Here is an 18,282-nt window from a genome sequence, read left to right on the forward strand (position 1 = left end):
TGGATTCCAATCCGAGCGGTCCGACCACAACGGCGCCGACAGCTTGTGGCGGCAATTCGTTCAGACCTTCGCCAGGGTAATCCGGTGAGCTGGCGCAGGCAGTAGCGATGAGGAGGGTGGCCAGCGTCGTTGCTGCAACAAGGACTGGTACGAGACATGATCACGTAGGACAAATTACTGACCTGGATTATCAGTCGAACTCTCGCATGCTTGCACCAAACGGGATTGCGACGAGTATCGCAAACAGCGCAAAAGCTGTTGTGCTGAAAGCGAATCCGGCGGCAAGGGGAAGCCAGAACCGGCGGCGCCGGAAGGCTTGAACTGCACCCACGATCGCCACCAACGCCCACAGGGCCATTCCGGCCATCCCCGTGAAGTCGCCGGTCGTAGAACGCACGCCCGCGACTTGAGCCCCGGCCAGCGCCGCGAACAAGACCGCCGCGCCTACGAACCAACCACCCACTAGCCCAGTGACCACCTGAGTGGCAGCTATTAACGCTGTGATCCATCGGCTACGTGCAGTATGCGCTGTGGCTGGGCCGTCGTTACTCAGTGCCATACCGTCAACATACGGGCATCGCTACTCGTCGGCGTCGGCTTGCCGCCATCCTCGAGGTGCTGGCGTGAGGGGAATGTGGTTGCCCTCGCCGTCGATGCCGATCGCTCGAAAATGCATAACGTTGCCGTGTTCATCGAGTTTCGGTGGTGGAGGTGTTTGGTCGAAATGCTCACCGAACCAACCTGTTCTGGGCATAACGAGGATGGCGTTGTCGGCTCGCGGGATGTCGTGATTGTCCGGCGTCGCCTCGACTGGCTCCCATAGCCGCTCTACCCGTTCGGCGGCGGCGGCAATGACGGATCCGTCGAAGCTGACTTGGCGTTCGGGAATGTCGAAGAAGGGCCAAGCGGTGACGATGGAGAAGGGCCCGGGCGGTGGTAGGTGATCGAGGTAGAAGTTGGCGCGGGTGTGGTGGCGGCTTCCGCTACCGCCGTAGCCGGGGTGCAGTCCGCCGCGGTTGTCCAAGGGCATGTTCGACGAGATGGTGCCGTCGGCCCATTGAAAGCCCAGCAGGTATGGGGCACTTGAGGACCTCAAGGTTTCGGGTCGGCCGAACCCGTAGGAGCCGAGCGAGTGGGTAGGTACTCGTTTGAAGATGTCGATGGTCCACATTACGCCGACCGAGTACACCTCAACTGATGTCAGTGCGAAAACTATTTCCGAGGTGCGGTTGACGATGCCGGCGATCGGTGCGCGCACGGGTATCTCGTTGTCTGGTGGCCTCTGCATGTCTAGGACTCTTCCAGAGTGCGCCAGTCGAGTCGCTCAGATCGAGCCACTGACGAGCGCTCCGATTGGTGGATCAGCTCTCCATGTACGGCACCAAGAGCTTCGAACAAACGCGTGTCGTGGAATTCCGGCGGCTACAGGCTGCGTGTTGTGACCGGACGACTGAGTTCGACGGGAAGCTATGGTCGGTGGGTGGTTGAAGAGGGGACGGTCGCGAGTTCTTCTGGCAATAGGCAATCAGGTAAGAGTTTTTGGCTGGAAGTGCTCACAGCCTTCGTGCCAGCAGTGGGCTTGTTCATCGGCGGCGTGCTGGGCTGTTACACGTCTACTTGGATGGTCCATACGTTTCGAGTCGCGTTCGACGTCGCAGAACTCTCGCCGGTACCGCTACACGACCGAGCTCCCGGGGTGCCGGGCCCGACGCTGGGCTATTGGTTGTCGTGGGTGATTCCGCTTGTGACGGTCTACAGCATTGATGCGCTCCTTTTGTGGAGGTGGCGTCGTGGGCGGTTACTTACCGGAACCGTCATAGCCGGCCTTAGCGGCGTAGTTCTATTCCTCGTGCCCATAGCGATGTCGATTGAGGTCGGCGGCTTCGCGCCCGACTGACCTCGATCACAAGGCGTGTAGGGTAGCCCGCCAAATGTGTGGGGCCTTTATGGCCAGCACGCTAACCCACCAAAGGTTCAGTGAGGTCGGTACTTTCATCTGTTTGGGCTCGTCCTACTCTCGCCGACAACAGATATAACGTCAGCTTGGCGGGTCGTGCCGCCCGGTGTGGCTATTGCCGGTCGGGGATGGGTATGTCGAGGCTGAGTAGGTCGATTGGCGAATCAAGTCGAGTGACACAGGGATGCCTGTGAGGATTTCGGTGAGAGTGAATGCTGCCTGATCCGACGGTAGGTCTAGCCAGCTGTCGTCCTAGGCGACGAAACATGTTGTCGCCCGATGTGATACGCCGATAGGACGCTTCTGTCGGAGCTGACAGCTTACGTCGGGTAGGGGAGCGGCGCTCTCGCGGTGCTCGGCGATGGCGCCGAGCGCGACATCCGGATCGTGCCTGCCGCACCGTAGACCCGTCCGATACGCAAACCGGCAGTCAGCCACTTCGAAGCGCCTCCGGCGGCGCATAGTGGCATCCCACTGCCGCGTGCTGTTTGTGGATGCCGCCACGCTGTCGCTGTCGCTGTCGCTGTCGTTGTCGCTGTTACCGCGTTAGGAATGGTGTTTACAACCTCGGCCCCAGCACCATCTATATGGTCTCTCGCAGCCCGCCAAGGCAAGTCGGCTCGGCGAGGATGAGTAGTGGGGGTCTACGGTCACTGAATTGACGCACGTGTTGGCAAATCAGAACTGATGAGTCCTAGTGCTGGTAAGCCCTAGTCGACGAATCGTTGTTCAGCGGCGTGGACGGCGGGTCTTGTTGTCGCGCCTTTGCGCGACTCGACTACCGGGTCGTTGGCCGGCGGAGGGTTCTTGTATCGAGAGTGCCCACGATTGGTCTGAGGGCGAGATGTTGTGGCGCAGTGCGTTGCCCGCGCTGACGCCGGCAACAACCTGGCGGATCACGGTCCGAAACGTCTGTATCGCCGGCCGGTTCTTTTTCTGCATAGACGAATGGTCGGCCTCTTCGGGGCTGTTGGCCAGTGGCACTGATGCCCACTATCGCTAAGATGGTGCCATGAGTGTGAGAGAGGGTACGGAAAGACATCGGGTGGCCGTGCTCGCGTACGACGGTATGACGGGCTTCGAGATGGGAATAGCGGCAGAAGTTTTCGGTCTGTCGGAGTTGTCTGAGATGTTTTGGCCGGGTATCGCAAAACCCTGGTACGAGCTGCGTCTGTGCACTGTCACGCGCGATCCCGTGAGGTTGGTGGGGGGTGCAAGACTGCGAACGTCGTATGGACTTGATGATCTCGCTGCCGCGCACACAGTGATCATTCCTAGTGTCGCCGATGTTCGGGAACCGGTGTCGCCGCGGTTGCTCGAGGCAATAAGCCATGCCGCCGACCAGGGTTCTCGGGTGGTCTCTTTCTGTTCGGGTGCGTTCGTCCTCGCGGCGGCGGGCGTGTTGGATGGGCGGCGCGCGACAACCCATTGGCGTTACACGAAGACACTGCAAGAGCTTTATCCTGCAGTTGAAGTCGACCCACGCCCGCTGTACATCGATGAGGGTTCGGTGTTGACGAGCGCCGGATGCTCTGCTGGACTTGACCTGTCGCTGCATCTCGTGCGTCGCGACTACGGTTCGCAGGTCGCCAATGACGTCGCACGGAGCCTCGTTGCATCGCCCCATCGTTCCGGCGGCCAAGCGCAATATATCGAGAGCCCACTGCCGACTGTGGCCGGTGACACCACCATCACTGACAGCATGAACTGGGCACTGGCCCGGATCGACCTACCAATCTCCTTGGACAATCTCGCTGAGCAAGCCATGCTGTCTCGACGCAGCTATCTGCGGCAGTTCGCGAAGGCGACGGGAACAACGCCGATAAAATGGCTCATCGCCAGGCGTATCGACGCCAGTTTGGAGTTGCTCGAGACCTCAGATGTGCCGGTTGACCGTATTGCGGGGATGGTCGGATTCGCCTCTGTGGTGACGTTTCGCTATCACTTCACTCGAATAATGGCCACCTCCCCAAGCGAATATCGAAGTACATTCGCGGTGGCCTGACATCGACAATCAAAGGCAGTTCTGACTGCCCCACATCCAGCGGAGGCTGCGATCGTCGCTGGCGACGCGAGCGCGTTATTTGCGAACGCCAGCTACGAGTTCGAGTGGGAGTTCGGCGGCTGGTGTTGGGTGCACTTGGTTGCTTTCTCGGTTTCACGGACCTGTCGAAGGCTGATTGGAGGCAGGGGCGGGTGACCAGTGTCCCTCATGTGCGTGAACCTCGGTTTTCAGCACACGAGCACCTTTGCCCGCGAGAAATCCGTTCAGTGGGTGCTGCTGCGGAGCGGGCCCTCCTTCGTTCACCATGTGAGCGCGGTTGCCCATCCGGAGATCTCCATCGATTCTCGCGGCACCCGCCGAGCGATCAATCCGGCCAGGACAACCGCCTCCGGACGGGTCAAATACGACGGATTCGCCACGATCGGCGCGCGGAACTGTTCGCAATCCCTCAGCGTCGGCGATGCCGCCATCACCGCCCTCGGCACATATGAGTCTCGATCGAGTCGAATCGCCTGAAACTCAACGTGCAGAGCAGATCCCGGGTCTGTCGGTTCGTCGGCGAGACCGTCGCTCGTCACGTATCCGAACTCATAGATGCCCGGATTCTTTATCCCGGTGATCCACAGCGCGATGAGATCACCGCGACGAACGAGTGCCGGGCGTCGGGTCCGGGCACTCAGGCACCACGTGGCCTCGATGACGGAGGCTGGCATGCTGCGTGCCGCACCGATATCGATGCCGACGTAGCCGGGGTTGGTCGCGCCATTGCCTTTGACGATCCAACACCCGAGGTCATCTCGATCCACACCCATGCATCTCCCAGTTCCTCACCCTGTGCTTCTGCTCCAGTACCCCAACCCGGCAGAAACCATGCCGAAGATTGGACGGGGCCCGCTTCGTCTAAGCGTGCGGAATCTTGAACGGTGCTGTGGCGCCACCCAAGAGGTCATTGACGTTCCCCGTGGCCAGAGTCAGTCTGAGGAGATGGCGATGCTAGAGGCCGACTACCTGGTGGTCGGTGCGGGTGCGATGGGTATGGCCTTTGTCGACGCCCTCATCGACAGCGCCGATGTCTCCGTGGTCATGGTCGATCGGCGGCACGGAGTCGGCGGTCACTGGCTCGATGCCTATCCGTTCGTCCGGCTCCACCAGGCCTCTGCCCTCTACGGTGTGGCCTCGACGCCGTTGGGAGGTGGACGGATCCAGGAGCGCGGGCCCGAGGCTGGTCTGCACGAGCGGGCAACCGCGCCGGAGATCTGCGCCTACTACGAACGCATCCTGCGTGACCGCCTGCTCGCTTCCGGCAAGGTGTCGTTCTATTCGAACTGCGACTACCTCGGCGGAGGCCGGTTTGTGTCCCTGATCTCCGGGCGTCAGCACGAGGTGCGGGTACGTCGTAGCGTGGTCGATGCCCGCTATCTCGCCCCGGACATCCCCTCGTTGATGCCGCCACCGTTCGAGGTGGCCGACGGCGCGCACGTCATACCCATCAATGATCTGGTCGGCCTCGGTCGTGCCACATCGCAGTACGTGATTGTCGGTTCGGGCAAGACCGCGACTGACGCCTGCGTGTGGCTGATCGACAACGGGGTCGACCCCGACGCGATCTGCTGGGTGCGGCCGCGCGATCCGTGGATGTTAAACCGTGCCGTCATCCAGCCCGAGCCGGTGATGTTCATCGGTGCTGCGGCCGACACCATGCAGGCCGCATCCGAGTCCGCCTCGGCCGATGAGATGTTCTGCCGCCTCGAGGACGCCGGCGTCATGCTGCGGATCGACCGTTCGGTGACGCCCACGATGGCAAGGACTCCGACGATCGCGCAGTGGGAGCTCGATCGATTGCGGATGATCGAGAATGTCGTACGCCGGGGTCACCTGCGCGCAGTCGCGCCCGGGCATCTCACGTTCGACAAGGAAGAGGCTGCTGATGATGTGGTGGCCGTCGATCCCGATGCGGTGATCGTGCACTGTGCTGCGCGGGGACTTCGTACTCAGCCGCAGGTGCCTATCTGGGGGAACCGGACGATGACGCTGCAACCGGTACGTGCCGGCTTCCCGTTGTTCGGCGCGGCGCTATCGGGCCATGTCGAGGCGACCGTGGCTGTCGGATTGGACGCCGACGCCGCAAATGCTGCGAAGAACGCGGTCTGCCCGTCGTCGACCTATCCCAACGGTCTTGCCGAATGGGCGTGGATGCAGGTCACCGGTGGCCGCGCCGCTGCGGCATTCAGTGCGAACCCTGACATCAAGGCGTGGGCTGATCAGGTCGCGCTGAACCCTTCGCGTATGCCACCGGACCTGATGGAGTCCGATGAACTCGCCGCTGCGGTCGAGCGATTGACGAAGTATGCGGCGCTGGGGATGAGCCGGCTGACCGAGTTCGCCGGGATGCCCGCGTAACCGGACAGTCGCTCGGCTGATGACGGCAGACGAGCTGACTTGCGCCGCTATCCGCATCGCCGCGCGCGCTCACGGGGCACGAGACCTCGATGGCACGAATTGCGCTGCAGCCGATCGACGTATGGCTTCGCAGGCAGATCGGAGCGAGCCTCAAGCTTGTAGATCGTTGGCGGAATTGCGATTTATGAATGATGCAGTGGGGGAGCGGTATTCGGTCAGGTGATGGCTTGTCGCATTGTGACATGCTTTGTCGCGATCGGTGTCGACCGAGATCTGCCTTTCAAGGGTGCGGCTGCTTATCCCGAGCGAGGTGGGTTGGGCCGCTGACCTGATTACGCGTTTTCTGGTCGGCCGAGGTAGGTCGATTCGAGCACGACGTCTTTGATGATCTTTTGGTATTCGGCGTGGGACGGGTGTTCTCGGGTATGCCAGTCGAGGCCCTCTTGGCTGCGCATGAATGCTCGGTACTGTGGGGCGCCTGGGTATTTGACGTTGTCTGCCACAACAACCGCGCCTGGGTGCAGCCATTCGCGGTCCAGGATCCGGTGGAGATCGGGAAGATATTCGTCTTTTTCGTGGTCGATGAAGACGAAATCGAGGGTTCCGGGGGCGAACTGGTGTTTGTCGCCCAGTGTGCCCAGGGTCCTGCCGTCATCGCCCAACGTTCCGACGATCACGACGATGCGCTCGCCGATGCCCGCGTGATCCCAGATCCGTCGGGCAACGACGGCGTTCGCCGGATTGAATTCGATCGAGTACAAAACGGCATCGGTGGGCATGACACGCGCAATGCGCAGTGCGCTGTAGCCGCAGTAGGTACCGAGTTCCAGCAGCCGGTGCGGTTGCGCTGCAACGACGGCGCGGTCGAGAAGCTTGCCTTTCTCGTCACCGATGTTGATCAGATAGCTCTTGGTGTAACAGAACTCGTCGATCGCCCGGATGACGTCGTCGATGTCGTCTCTGCGCGCATGCGTGCACACATAGTCGGCCAAGGCTTGTTCGCGGCCGTCACCGACCTGCCAGGTGGCGCCCATGTGCCGTAGACCGAACAGGAACCGCACATACGACCATCGCAGAAACATCACCGGCCTACCGGTGCACTCGTTGGCGCCGATAGCCAGACCGAGTGCCGCGATGGCTGCCAGCACAACCTGCGGGAGACGGCTCCCAAGGAGTCTTGGCCGACGTGTGGTCAGCAGAACCGATGAAGCGACCGACACCGTGACTGCCAGGATCGCAGCGAAATGTTTGCTCACATGTCTGTCCCTTAACGTGCTGCCAACGTCAGGCGAGACCCTCTGCGTGCTGTGTGACTTCACTGTCGCCTGCCGATGCGTTGTCGCCGATTCAATTCGGCCTCCAGGATCGGTCCGATGACCGCGATGGCCTCGGGGTTCGCCATTTGGGCGTGCGCGACGTCGACGGGGTGTTCGGTGATCTGTCCGGAAACATACGGTCGCCACATCTCCCCGGTGAGTTCGCTGGTGATTCCTTCGCGTGCCGAGAAGTACAGCAAGTCCCCGTCGTAGGATTCCGGCCGGTGGCGCGCCGACATGCCAACGCAGTCGACATATCCCTGGTGCAGGCGTTCGAGCTGCTGACGGGTCAACCCCCGGCCCGGCCCGGTGGTGTGGGCGAGTACATCGACAGCGTCGTCGATGTTCAGCGGCCGGCTGTCTGGAGTGTCTGTCTCATTGCCCTGTAGGTGGGTGACCAGATCGCGCAGGGTCGGCGGTGGCGGTTGGGGTGCACCGTCGGCGAATGCCACGCTGTCGATCATGATGAGCAAATCCACGTCATGCCCACGAGCGCGTAGCCCAATGGCAAGCGCGTGCGCGAGTTGCCCGCCCAGCGACCAGCCCAGCAGGTAGTACGGCCCCTGTGGTTGCACGCGGGTGAGTTCGTCCAGATATACCTGCGCCAACTCCTCGACGGTCCGGTACCGGCGCCCTCCTGCGGCGATCGATGGGGACTGCAGCCCGTAGATCGGCCGGTCGGTGACGTATTGCAGCAAACCGGTGTAACACCACGACAGTGGCACGGCGGAATGTAGGCAGATCAACGGCGTCCCTGAACCGTTGCGACGCAACGGAAGAATCGTCTCCAGCGCCGATACACCCACCGTCACATCACTGTTCGCGCCGACCGCTGCTGAGGATTCGATGACAGCTGCCAAGGTGTGCACCGTCGGGGTGAATAACCACGACATCGCCACCGCAATACCGCTCTGCTCCGACAACCGCTGACACAGCTGCACTCCCAGCAACGAGTTGCCGCCGAGTTCGAAGAAGTTGTCGTCCAGGCCGATGCGCGACTGTCCGGTCACTTCGGCAATCGCATCTGCCACCGTGTGCTCGATCTGTGTCTGCGGCGGGCGAAATGCGGGACGCGCCAGCACCTGTGGATCGGGCAGTGCGGATCGGTCGGTCTTACCGCTGCTGGGGTTGATCGGTATCGCGGTCAGCGGAACCAACGCTGCCGGAATCATGGCAGGCGGCAATACCGTCCGTAACCGCGCCAACACGGCGGTGCGGTCAAAGCTGTCGCCATCTGCGGCGACGACATAGCCGATCAATCGGTCGCCGAGTGTCTCGGACGTCCAGATCCGCACCACGGCCTGATCGACTGCCTCGTCCGCGGTCAGAGCGCGCTCGACTTCGGACGGTTCGATGCGCTGCCCGCGTAGCGAGATCTGGACATCGCCTCGTCCGAGGTACTCCAGTGTGCCGTCCGGCTGCTCGCGTACTACATCGCCGGTGCGATACATTCGGGTTCCCTTGGGCCCGTGCGGGTTTGCCACGTAACAATGCGCCGTGGTCGCGGGCCGTCCCAGATACCCACGCGCCAACGCGTCACCGGCGAGATAGAGTTCGCCGCGGGCCCCGGGCGACGCCAGGCCGAGTCTGGCATCCAGCACGAGAATCTGCACTCCGGGAAGTGCCCCGCCGATCGTCATCGCCGCGTTCGGGTCGAGCGCGCCGGTGTGGGTCACGATCACAGTGGCTTCGGTCGGGCCGTAGGAGTTGAACATGGGCACCCGGGTGGCCCAGCGGCCGGCGAGTGCCGGTGGGCATTTGTCGCCGCCCACGGTGACGCTCTGCAGCGACGTAAGTCGATGCGGGTCGAGTGTCGCCAAAATGGTCGGCGTGACGTTCAAATGGGTGATCGCATCATGCTCGATCACCTGGGAAAGTTGTTCGCCGGCCACGATGTCCGGCGCCAACACGACCAGCTTCGCCCCGGACGCGAATGCGGAGAGGTATTCGAGCATCGACGCGTCGCAGTAGGGTGAATGCGCCAGCAGCACGACCGATTCCGGGCAAATTTGACCACGAGCGAGTAGTTCGTCGCTCAGTGCGGGCAGACCCTCGTGAGTGCTGAGCACACCCTTCGGCTCTCCGGTGGAACCGGAGGTGTAGATCAGATAAGCGGGGTGAGCGGCACGCAGTGGTTGTGTCCGCTCCGCATCGGTCACCGCCACTACCGGGTGTGATGCGGCGGCGGTGGTGAACTCGTCGCTGTCGAGCAGCAACCAGTCCACCGCCGTGGCGTCCAGCAGTGTGCACCATCTGGTGAGGGTGATTCCCAGCATCGCCCCTGAATCTGCAATCAGCTTCGCCACCCGCGCCGGCGGATCGGTGGGATTTACCGGGAAGAACACCGCGCCCGCTCGGGCCACCGCCCACAACGCCATAACCGATTCCACCGACCGGGACAAGGCCACCGCGACAACGACTTCCGGACCAGCTCCACGTGCGATCAGCTCACGTGCCCACTGCGCGGTCACCTCGTCGAGTTCGCGATACGACACCGACCGGTCCGGCCCGCTCAGTGCAATCCGTTCACCGGCTCCGATCCCGGCCGCCAGCAACTCGGGCAGCAACCGCGACCGGCGCCGGGGCCGCGGGGCCGCGACGCTCCGTGTGCCGGCGCTGAGTGCGAACACCTTCTCCTCGGCCGAAGCCCGCAGGAATCGGGACAACCAGTCCATGAACTGCTGCCGATACCGTTCCAGCTCATCTGCGGTGTACAGGTCGGGGTTGGCATGAAAATCAATGCTGAGGGGTCCGGTACCGACTCGGTAGCAGCTGACCGACATATCCTCCACCGGCCCGGCCGAGAGCAGGTGCGCCCGTCCGCGGGCGACACCGAAGCCGATGCTCTCGGGAAGGGTGAGGACGTTGATCAGCGGACCGTAGCCACTGCGACCAGCCAGACCCACACCGTGGTCGCGGAGCAGGTCTTCGTGGCGATACAGTTGGTGGCGCAACGCCCCGATGATGTTCAGGCGCACCTGTTGCACCAGATCAGCGACCGTGCTCTCGGCAACGCCCCGCACGCGTAGAGGCACCACATTCGAGACCATGCCCGCCGATCGCCGCAGCGCCCCGGTGGTGCGGGCGGCCACCGGCAGTGACAGTGTGACATCGCGATCACCGGTCATATGCGCCAGGAATCCGGCGACTGCCGCGACCAACACCTCCGCCATTCCGGTGCCATACCGGCCGGCCACGGCATCGAGCCGCGCCGTTGCTGCTGCATCGACCGATGCGTGCGCGGTATGCGGCCGTGCTGACGGTGCAGCATACCGATCGGTCAGCTTTGTGATGTGATTCAGACCGGTGAGTTGCTCAGCCCAGTACTCGCGGTCGGCGTCGAATCGCGGCGAGGAGCGATACCGCTGCTCGGTCGCCACAATCTCGGTCAGGAGCATCGCCCGACACGATGGAGCGGCCCGGCCTTCGGTTGCGGCGGAATACAATTCGGCCGTTCGCTGCGATAGTTGCGCGGCGCCGAAGCCATCGACCGCGATATGGTGGCTGCGCGCGTACCAGCGGTATCGGTCGGGGCCGAGGGTGAACATCACCGTCCTGGTGACATCGGGACCCGACAAGTCGATGGCGGCCTCACGGTCTTGGCTCATCCACACACGAGCGGCATGGTCTGGATCGGGGTGATCGCTCACATCGACGCAGTCGAACCCCGTCAGCAGGTCATGGTCGACGTATTGGCGCGGCCGGCCACCGACGACTGCAAATCTCACATGTGGCGACTGCAATTCGCGACCGGCCCGTCGCCCGCAATCCTGTAGCAGTTCGAGATCGACGGGTCCGTGCAGATCGGCATACTGAGAAATGGAAAACGGCACGCTCGGGTGAAGTTGTTGCGCCATCCACAGTTCGGACTGCGCGACCGACAATTCGAAGGTGCCCGCCTGCGGCATTGTGCTGCCATTTCGGCGCACATTGCCAGGCAGGTCCAGCACCGCAAAGTCCTTAACGCTCGACGGCGAGGGTCTCAGCGACGGCAACCATGCCGAAGTGCACTGTCATAAGTCGGCACTTGTCGCGAGGAAACGTTTTACGTCATCCATCATCTGGCTGACCGAATCGGCGACAAACAGCACTGGCTGACACATGCTGTCGTCGATGTCGCAGGCAATGACATCCTCGATCCGGAAGTCTCTCAACTCCGCATCCTCGAAAGACTCCATCTCCGCAACCGAGGACAAGATGGCGGCACCACACGCTCGCGGGCGACCCTTCTCGATGACCAGGCCGACCTCCATGGTGAACCAGAACAACCGCGAGATCGCCGTCCGCACCTCGTCAGAGGCGGCATGCACGGCGGCTCGTCCGAACCAGCGATACAGCTGCGCGAACTCCGGATCGGCAAGCATCACCCCATGGCCGACCAGTTCATGAATGACATCGGGATCCGGCGAAAAAGATTGCTCCGTGACCGGGCGCAAATCCGGGGTTGACGTGAGGATCCCCTCGGCAAGTGGGCCGTAGAACAGGGGGCCTGGTACTGCTCCCATCGCCGGTGCAAGCTCGAATCCGGTCAAGGACCGAAGCGTGCGTGAGACCTCACGGAGTTGCGGCACCCGGCCGGTGGGCAGCGTCACGCGTTGTGCGGCCAACTGATATCGCGCGCAACTAAAATTCTTGTGCATGCCGCGAAGCGTTGCGAGCACATGCGACCACAAAGCGTCCTCTTCGCTGCTGTAGCCAAAATCGGGCAATAGTTGCCCCGGACGGAACGCGCCGGTAAGCCGCTCACGCTCGGCTCGGACATCGAGAGATTCTGTCATCACCATCGGTACTTTCTGGTCGCTGGAATTCTCCTGCCAGTCTCAGCTACCCCCTGTTGACGCTCAGCTCATATGTGTTCCGGGCTCTCCGATTATCAACGGTAATTTTGCCACCCGTTCTCCGGATAGACCACACACCGGCAACATCTGAACTTACCTTCGCAAGCGATACCCGGCGAAATATCCTGCGAAACCAGCGATCCCGCCCGAAATGTGCGAAATGAACACTTCGGATGTCACCAACCCCGACACATTCTGGGGTCGCAGCTCATGCGCCGATCGCGGCAGCCAGCGTGGGCCAGGAATTGTGCAGCTCGTCTTGCCAATACGGCCATGAGTGTGTGCCGGTCGCAGGCATGTTCACGGTCACCGGGATGCCGAGGGCATGCAGGCGGTCCACCAATGGCCGCGTGCACTGATTGACAACCGCCTCCAACGCTCCGCCGACAACACCTCGATCGACCAGCGCGCCGACATTGCCGCCGATTCCCGGCGCATTCAGTGTTTCGTGCGGACCCGGAAGACCGGTGCCGACCGATAGATACACGTGGGTGCCACGCAGTCGATCCGCGTGCAGCGTCGGATCGTGGTCAGCCCACGCAGGATCCCCGGGTGGACCCCACATGTTGGCTGCATTGGCGCCGAAGCTCGCCAACTCCGAATACACAGTTCCCTGCACCAGCGGGTCGCTCATGCGCGTGCAGCCGCTATAGGAACCCACCGCCTGATAAAGCCCGCGTGCATGACCCGCCAGGTCCAAGGCTGAGGTCGCCGACATCGACAATCCGGCGACCGCATTTCGGCCTGTCATGGAGAACCTGGCGTTGAGCAATGGCGGCAGCTCGCGGGTCAGGAACGTCTCCCACTTGTTGGAACCCAAGCCCGGATCGTCGTGTTTCCAATCGGTGTAGTAGCTCGCGCGGCCTCCCATCGGGATCACCACGTTGACGTTCTTGTCGGCGAAAAACGAGGCCACGTCGGTCCGCCCGGTCCACGCGCCTCCGCCGTCGCCGCCATCGACGGCGTTGAGGAGATACAGCGCCGGTGCCGAGGCGTTCGGGTGCGAGAGCCACAGCGGTATCTGCCTATTCATCGCCGCCGAATACACCGTCACGGCGAACTGGCGTCCGCCCAGAGGCGCAACGGCCACCACAGCGGATCCATTCGACGCAACAGGTCCAGCAGGGTTGGGGGCCGCGAATGCAACCGTGGAAGACGCGGCCATCGCGCAGACCACCATCCACGCACCGACGGCCATCCACAGTGGTCCCCGCCGGCGCACCGTCATCGGACTGGTTCGCTGCTAGCCGGTGAACGCCGCCGAGCGTGGTGTTCATACATTCCGAAATCGTAGCCGCTGCGGGAACGGTCCTGGCGCGAATCGAGTGATGCCGGTATTGCGCGGGTTGCCGTTGGGGCGAGTGGTGTGGGCGGCTGATATTGGACATGTGAGTTCGATTGTCATGGGTGTTGTTGCCGCATTTGACTGCTGTCGTGATCGATGGGATCTCGCGAATGGCACGGCCGCTATGAACGGGCGTTGGCAGAGACCGCGATCGCCGGCCGATCGGTGCGCATCCGATTGCCGGTTTGTGGTGCCTCGGTCAGACTCGAACCGACACTGGACGAGTTTGAAACTGCGGTCGTGGATGTTCGCAAGGTCGCGCTGAACCCTTCGCGTATGCCACCGAACCTGATGGAGTCCGATGAACTCGCCGCTGCGGTCGAGCGATTGAAGAAGTACGCGGCGCTGGGGATGAGCCGGCTGACCGAGTTCGCCGGGATGCCCGCGTAACCGGACAGTCGGAGCCTCTAGCTCGACTTCTTCTGCGGCTTCGGTCGAGTTCCGTGGCAGGTTACCGTGATCGATTGTGCCCCAAACTTCTTCGCGACGGTGGGCGTACGTTGGTCGGCCTAGTCGGTGCGGTTGTGTTGGCTCTAGTCGCATTACGTCACCGGTGAGTTGTATTTACGTCACCGGTGACACAAATTACCCTGCGGCACAACGTATCACGCAAATAGTGGATACTTTGTAAGATAGCATCTTGAAGATGCTGGTAGACAAGACTATTCGTGTTCTACTTTGGCATTTTCGGGTGACACTGCAAGTGAGACGTTGGCAGCCAGATTGAGACTCGATGACGTCAGTCTGAGGCAACCACAATGTGCGGTCTGCTCTGCCGCGCCTCGTGGTCGGCAACTGTTTCGCGGGCTTCGAATGTGCGCGCCATCGCCAACCTCCGGGTAGGCGACGTAAAGACCGTTTTGCTGCATCGGTTGCGAATCCATGCACTCGCAACCACATTGGAACGGACCTGGGGTGCTTCACGACGCGATAACGCTACTGTGGCGCGTCGCGCGTAATACCCTGTCGAATGACTGGAAGGGACACTCATGGCCCCCGACCCGACACACACCGCGAAGGCATTGCCCGGTGGAAAATCCGCGGCGGACAGTTCCCGCGATCAGGCCCTTCTTATTCTGGGCGCGAGCGGCGACCTGACTGCACGGTTACTACTGCCAGGGCTGGGCGGGTTGGTGGCCGCCGACGCCCTGGAGAGCCTTACGCTTGTCGGCAGCGGGCTCGACGACTGGGACGACGATCGGTGGCGCGCGCAGATCACGGAGTCCTTCGCGGAGGCCGACGCCAGCGGAGCGCAGGTAGACGCGGTCGTCGAGAGCGCGCGCTATGTCGAGTCCGACGTGACCGAGAAGGCGGGCAGCGCCGACACCGGCGGCTGGCCGCTCACCGGGCTTCCCCCATGGAGACAGTGACATGGCGAAAGACGAAACGCCGAAGGACAAGGCATCCGGGACGCGGCCGCAGGTCGATATCTCCGATGAGGGCCTGGCCCGGACGCGGCGCTGGGGGCTGTGGATCAACCTCGCAACCTTCCTGATCGGGTACGCCACTGCCGTCATCGCCGGGGCGCTGCTCTACATCGCGGACGATTTCGGAATCAACAGCGCTCAGCAGGGCCTCGCGACGAGCATCGTGCTGCTGAGCGCTATGGTCGCCGCGGTGTTCACCGGCCGGCTCGCGGACCGCTTCGGACGGAAGGCCATGCTCGGGATCGCGGGGGTGCTCTTCGCGGTGGGCTTCGCGGTCTCGGCGCTGGCGACGGGCTTCGTGGTGCTGATTCTTGGCCGCCTGGTTGTGGGCCTCGCGGTCGGCATCGCGTCGGCGCTCGTGCCCACCTACCTCGGCGAGATCTCGCCGCCGCAGATCCGGGGCCGGATGCTCACCCTCAATCAGTTACTGCAGACAGTCGGGATGCTCGTCGCCTACATCGTGAACTTCGCCTTCAGCTCCAGCGGCAACTGGCAAGCGATGTTCTGGGTAGGCGCGGTCCCGGCGGTCGTGCTGGCGGTGATCGCGGTACGGCTGCCCGACTCGCCGGTCTGGCTGGTTCGCACGGGACGTGCCGACGCGGCGCGTGAGGTGATCGAATCGGTCGCCGGTCCGGAGGGCGCCGATCGCGTGATCGAAGCCTACCGCCGCGACGAGGACGAGCAGAAACACCAGCGGGAGCAGGATCAGCGCCCCGAGCGCACGGGGTTGCGCGCACTGTTCTCGCCCCGGGTCCGCCCGGCGCTGATCGTGGCAGTCGGGTTGGCCATCTTCCAGCAGTTCGTCGGCATCAACACCGTCCTGTACTACGCGCCGACCATCATTGCCCAGACCGGGCTGAGCGCCTCGAACTCGATCGTTTACTCGATCATCATTGGGGCCGTCAACCTCGCGATGACGATCGTCTCGCTCAGATTGGTCGATCGGATCGGGCGTCGGCCGCTGCTGCTGGTCTCGTTGATCGGGATGGGGATTTCGGTCGCCCTGCTTGGCCTCGCGTTCGTCGCCGAGCTCAGCTCGGTGATCCTGCTCGTGGCCATGCTGGTCTTCGTGTCTTCCTTCGCCGTGGGGATGGGCCCGGTGTTCTGGGTGATCCTCGGGGAGATCTTCCCGTCCGAGAACCAGGCCGAGGGTTCAGGGGCCGGCTCGGCAGCGAGCTGGCTCTCGAACTTTGCCCTGTCCACGGCCTTTCTGCCGCTGGTTGGGGCGATCGGCACGGGCCCTGTGTTCTTGATCTTCGCGGTCGTGTGCTTGCTCGGCTTGGCGTTCGTCTACCGCTACGTGCCCGAGACCAAAGACCGGAACTTCAAGCAGATCGACTCCGACCTCCAGGCCCGCGCGCATGGAAAGAAGGCAGAGGCATGACCACTCCTCCATCGGGTCAGCAATTCGAGATCAGCCTCGGCGACCAGCGTGCGACGATCGTGGAGGTCGGTGGCGGCGTGCGCGAGTACGAGGTCGGGCAGGCGGGCGGTGCTCGAGTCGTATCGGCTAGACCGGATATGCGAAACGGCGCGCACGACCCGCCGCTGGTCGCATGGCCCAACCGTCTCGTCCAACGGTTGGTTTTGCGAAATCCGTCCAGTCACTGCTTGGATCGCGGTTCAGAACTGGGTGTGCAGCGGGCGAAAGTTGGAAGAAGTGGCTCAGATGCGTTGGAGCTGTTGTGCGCGTTGCGAATTCGAAGTGTCTGCGACTCGCCTTGTGCCCGGCGGCTCTAGTTGGGGTTGGCTCCACTTCTGGGCGTATCCCCGTCGAAACGGCTGTTCGCCAGGTCTCCTGCATACCTAATGCATACGGTGCGTTATGCACTTTCATGCACTGCTGTGACCTGCGTCTTTGTGCCACCGGTTGGACCGGAGCTGACAACTGGACGGGTTTTGAACCTGCGGTCGTGGATGTTTGCAGATCGTTGGCATTGTGGACGGTTTATGAATGATGCAGTGGGGGAGCAGTATTCGCGTTTGTGGCGTTGGGTGAGTGATGACAGTTTCGGTGCTGCTGCGTACCCTGTGCGTACCCGCAGCCATCGAGCGATCCCGCCAACTCGGTCTTCTGCACGCTTTGTGCGGCGTCGACGAATCCTCCGTCTTCGGGTTGTAGACCCGGTCCAACAATGCCGACTCGCCTCAAAGACTCGTGAACGGCCGTCTGCTGAAGTGGGGCTAGCGTCCGCGTGAGTGGACAAATTGGCGGTTCGCGGCGGCGGAGATCGCGATCGTAGGTCGTCGGACAACATGCTGAAGTGCATGCACCGACTGCTTCTGAGTCGAAGAATCGAGCAAGGTAGGAACGGCTGAACACTACCGTGCGCCGGAGTCACCCGTCCACTGTGTAAGTCCCATTCACTTTTCTTCCTGTTGGGCTCGGCCGAGCGTCGTCTGGTCAGCCGAAATTCCATTCTCGGCTGTGACGTCCGGCCGACTGGTACTACAGTCCGACGTGTAGTCCAGAAGCATCTACCGAGCGGTCGCTGGCCTCCGTTTGTCGATCTGTGGGCGCTATTGTGATTGCAGGTCTAGTATTCACAGATTCGGTGTGAATTGGTGCGTGAGTTGACGAGTCGCGAGAGCGGGAATCGGATGCAGACATGAATGGAATTGACAAGGATGGCGTCTCGCTGTCGGTCGCTATCGAACAGCTTCGCGCTGAAATTGACGCCGCCCTTGCATCCGGTGCGGGAAAGAGGATTCGGTTTGTTCCACAAACCATCGAAATCGAACTCGAGGTCGCAGCGAATGCCAGCTACCGAGCGGATGGCAAACTGACGCTTTGGAAGGTTCTGTCCGCTGGCGGGAGTGTCGACTCTGGCAAGGCAGCTAAGCATCGCCTGAAATTGGTACTGAAGCCGCGAGATATGGCAGTTTCGGCCGATGAAGAGACGCTGATCGGTGATGTCCCTGACTAACTGTGTGTGATACGTGAGCTCATCGTTGGGTGATGGCCGGTCTGAGGCGAACAGGCAGCGGGTGGTG

14 protein-coding genes are annotated in these 18,282 nt (G+C 62.4%); 7 read left to right on the forward strand and 7 right to left on the reverse strand.

From position 1 onward, the window contains the following. Positions 1-190: 190 nt before the first annotated feature. Together AC1TQG_RS25905 and AC1TQG_RS25910 are read right to left on the reverse strand one after the other, a co-directional pair. Complete coding sequence (locus AC1TQG_RS25905; protein WP_482141730.1) at positions 191-397, reverse strand: hypothetical protein; 207 nt, start codon at positions 395-397, stop codon at positions 191-193. A 183-nt stretch (positions 398-580) separates the two neighbouring features. Further along, complete coding sequence (locus AC1TQG_RS25910; protein WP_482141732.1) at positions 581-1,171, reverse strand: hypothetical protein; 591 nt, start codon at positions 1,169-1,171, stop codon at positions 581-583. Between the two features lie 309 nt (positions 1,172-1,480). Between AC1TQG_RS25910 and AC1TQG_RS25915 the strand changes: the two genes are divergently transcribed. Together AC1TQG_RS25915 and AC1TQG_RS25920 are read left to right on the forward strand one after the other, a co-directional pair. Further along, positions 1,481-1,897 carry a hypothetical protein gene (locus tag AC1TQG_RS25915; protein ID WP_482141734.1) on the forward strand — a complete coding sequence of 139 codons (417 nt, stop codon included), beginning with the start codon at positions 1,481-1,483 and terminating at the stop codon, positions 1,895-1,897. Positions 1,898-2,969: 1,072 nt separating this feature from the next. Further along, a complete protein-coding gene (locus AC1TQG_RS25920) occupies positions 2,970-3,962 on the forward strand; it encodes a helix-turn-helix domain-containing protein (RefSeq protein WP_482141736.1) in 993 nt (330 codons plus the stop codon). Between the two features lie 299 nt (positions 3,963-4,261). On the opposite strand, the gene AC1TQG_RS25925 is transcribed toward AC1TQG_RS25920, so the two are convergent. Continuing rightward, complete coding sequence (locus AC1TQG_RS25925; protein WP_482141738.1) at positions 4,262-4,774, reverse strand: hypothetical protein; 513 nt, start codon at positions 4,772-4,774, stop codon at positions 4,262-4,264. 172 nt (positions 4,775-4,946) lie between these two features. On the opposite strand from AC1TQG_RS25925, the gene AC1TQG_RS25930 reads away from it, so the two are divergent. Next, a complete protein-coding gene (locus tag AC1TQG_RS25930) occupies positions 4,947-6,362 on the forward strand; it encodes a pyridine nucleotide-disulfide oxidoreductase (protein WP_482141740.1) in 1,416 nt (471 codons plus the stop codon). A 332-nt stretch (positions 6,363-6,694) separates the two neighbouring features. On the opposite strand, the gene AC1TQG_RS25935 is transcribed toward AC1TQG_RS25930, so the two are convergent. From AC1TQG_RS25935 to AC1TQG_RS25950, 4 genes are all read right to left on the reverse strand, one after another. Next, entirely contained in the window at positions 6,695-7,444 is a 750-nt protein-coding gene (locus AC1TQG_RS25935; RefSeq protein WP_482141933.1) for an O-methyltransferase, read from the reverse strand. 233 nt (positions 7,445-7,677) lie between these two features. After that, a complete protein-coding gene (locus AC1TQG_RS25940; protein WP_482141742.1) occupies positions 7,678-11,628 on the reverse strand; it encodes an amino acid adenylation domain-containing protein in 3,951 nt (1,316 codons plus the stop codon). A 63-nt stretch (positions 11,629-11,691) separates the two neighbouring features. Then, a complete protein-coding gene (locus tag AC1TQG_RS25945) occupies positions 11,692-12,462 on the reverse strand; it encodes an amino acid hydroxylase (protein WP_482141743.1) in 771 nt (256 codons plus the stop codon). 262 nt (positions 12,463-12,724) lie between these two features. Then, positions 12,725-13,744: an alpha/beta hydrolase gene (locus AC1TQG_RS25950; protein WP_482141745.1), complete on the reverse strand. Its 1,020-nt coding sequence runs from the start codon at positions 13,742-13,744 to the stop codon at positions 12,725-12,727. Positions 13,745-14,101: 357 nt separating this feature from the next. On the opposite strand from AC1TQG_RS25950, the gene AC1TQG_RS25955 reads away from it, so the two are divergent. From AC1TQG_RS25955 to AC1TQG_RS25970, 4 genes are all read left to right on the forward strand, one after another. Continuing rightward, positions 14,102-14,251 (forward strand): hypothetical protein, encoded by a 150-nt coding sequence (locus AC1TQG_RS25955; protein WP_482141747.1) that lies wholly within the window; start codon positions 14,102-14,104, stop codon positions 14,249-14,251. A 599-nt stretch (positions 14,252-14,850) separates the two neighbouring features. Continuing rightward, complete coding sequence (locus AC1TQG_RS25960; protein WP_482141749.1) at positions 14,851-15,231, forward strand: hypothetical protein; 381 nt, start codon at positions 14,851-14,853, stop codon at positions 15,229-15,231. Between the two features lies 1 nt (position 15,232). Next, entirely contained in the window at positions 15,233-16,672 is a 1,440-nt protein-coding gene (locus tag AC1TQG_RS25965; RefSeq protein WP_482141751.1) for a sugar porter family MFS transporter, read from the forward strand. Positions 16,673-17,897: 1,225 nt separating this feature from the next. Further along, the gene (locus tag AC1TQG_RS25970; RefSeq protein ID WP_482141753.1) at positions 17,898-18,215 is read left to right on the forward strand and encodes a trypco2 family protein; all 318 of its coding nucleotides are present in this window, start codon (positions 17,898-17,900) and stop codon (positions 18,213-18,215) included. Positions 18,216-18,282 lie beyond the last annotated feature (67 nt).

The sequence above is a fragment of the Williamsia sp. Y844 genome (genome assembly GCF_056786475.1).